Genomic DNA, 1,781 nt, shown 5'->3' with positions numbered 1-1,781 from the left:
ACCCCCACACCTTTCCGTACCCCCTTAACCCGTGGCCGGTCCGGCCCCGGTTGGGGCGGGTCGGCGCCGCCGCCGGGGGCCCCCACCGGCCTTGCCTGCAGGCAAGGTTGCGCGTCACTGTCGAGCATTTACGAAATCGGCGCGATATCTTGCGTTCACTTGTCGGGGGTGGTTGAGTGTGCCGCGCCCCGCCCACGCAGCACCGCCGGGGCCACCTCCACGCCCAGCCCGAAGGGGACCACTCATGAGAAGTGCCCGGCTCCGCCGTACCCGCAGACCGGCCGCAGTCGCCCTCGTCGCCGCCCTCGCGCTCACCGCGCTCGCCGCCTGCGGCACCAGCAGCAGCGACGACGGCACCGACGGAGCCGAGCAGAGCGGCTCCTCCGACCCCACCACGCCGCTGGACCCCAAGACCAAGGTGACGCTCACCATCGACTGCATGCCGCCCACGGCGAAGGCGGCCGAACTCAAGGAGTGGAAGGAGGACGTCGCCGAGTTCAACAAGACCTACCCGAACGTCACCATCGAGGGCCGCTCCACCCCAGGCCAGTGCCTGGAGCCCCCGCGCTTCACCGCGATGCTCAAGGCCAAGTCCCAGCCGGACGTCTTCTACACCTACTTCACCGACCTGCCGCAGGTCCTCGCCGAGGACGGCGCCGCCGACATCAGCGCCTACGTCAACCCCACCAGCGTGCCGCTCCTCAAGGACATCGCCCCCGACGTCCTCGGCTCCCTCAAGCACCAGGGCAACCTGTACGGCCTGCCCACCAGCAACTACACGATGGGCCTGCTGATCAACCGCAAGCTCTTCAAGGAAGCCGGCCTCGACCCCGACGCCCCGCCGCGCACCTGGGACGAGGTCCGCGCCGCCGCCAAGAAGATCGCCGCCCTCGGCGAAGGAGTCGCCGGCTTCGGCGAGTACAGCGCCGGCAACACCGGCGGCTGGCACTTCACCGCCCAGATGTACAGCCTCGGCGGCGACGTCGTCGACGCGAGCGGCACCAAGGCCGCCTTCAACAACGACCTCGGCAAGCAGGTCGCCCGGAACCTCCACGCCATGCGCTGGGAGGACGACAGCATGGGCAAGACCCAGCTGCTCAAGTGGGGCGACCTCCAGAAGCAGATCGCCACCGACAAGCTCGGCATGTTCCTCGCCGCCCCCGACGACATCGCGTACATGGTCCAGCAGCTCGGCGCGAAGTACGAGAACTTCGGCATGGGCCCCATCCCCGGCGGCAGGAACACCCTCGCCGGCGGCAACAACTACATGGTCAAGAAGGGCATCTCGCCCGACAAGATCAAGGCCGCCGTCGCCTGGCTCAACTTCAAGAACCTCACCGTCGGCAAGGGCCAGTTCGACTGGGCCCGCGCCAAGGCCGACGGCCTCCCCGTCGGCGTCCCGCAGCCCAACTTCTGGCTCGGCGACTCCAAGACGAAGGACGACGCCGCCCGCGCCCAGCACGCCACCATGCCGGTCGCCAACTTCAAGGCGTTCATGGACAACCCCGTCCCCGGCAAGGCCGAGCCGCCGAAGGCCCAGGAGGTCTACAAGGTGCTCGACAACGTGATGTCCGGCCTCCTCACCAACGAGGACGCCGACATCGACAAGCTCCTGGCGACCGCCGAGACCCAGGTCAACCAGGTCCTCGCCCACCAGTGACCCGGCCCGGGGGGGGGGGGGGCGCCGCGCCCCCCCCCCCCCCCCCCCCGCGCCCCCCGCGGGCCCCCCCCCCCCCCCCCCCCCCCCCCCCCCCCCCCCGCCCCCCCCCCCCCCCCCCCCC

General features: G+C 70.9%; 1 protein-coding gene. It reads left to right on the top strand.

Features of this window, described 5'->3' with window-relative positions:
• Positions 1 to 244: 244 nt before the first annotated feature.
• Positions 245 to 1,660 carry an extracellular solute-binding protein gene (locus ACFW1I_RS04535; protein ID WP_384665983.1) on the top strand — a complete coding sequence of 472 codons (1,416 nt, stop codon included), beginning with the start codon at positions 245 to 247 and terminating at the stop codon, positions 1,658 to 1,660.
• The last annotated feature ends 121 nt before the right edge of the window (positions 1,661 to 1,781 follow it).

It is taken from the genome of Streptomyces sp. NPDC058955 (assembly GCF_042741435.1).
Taxonomy (GTDB): domain Bacteria; phylum Actinomycetota; class Actinomycetes; order Streptomycetales; family Streptomycetaceae; genus Streptomyces.
Note: the sequence above shows the minus strand (reverse complement) of the source record. Positions and strands in the feature narration are given on the sequence as shown.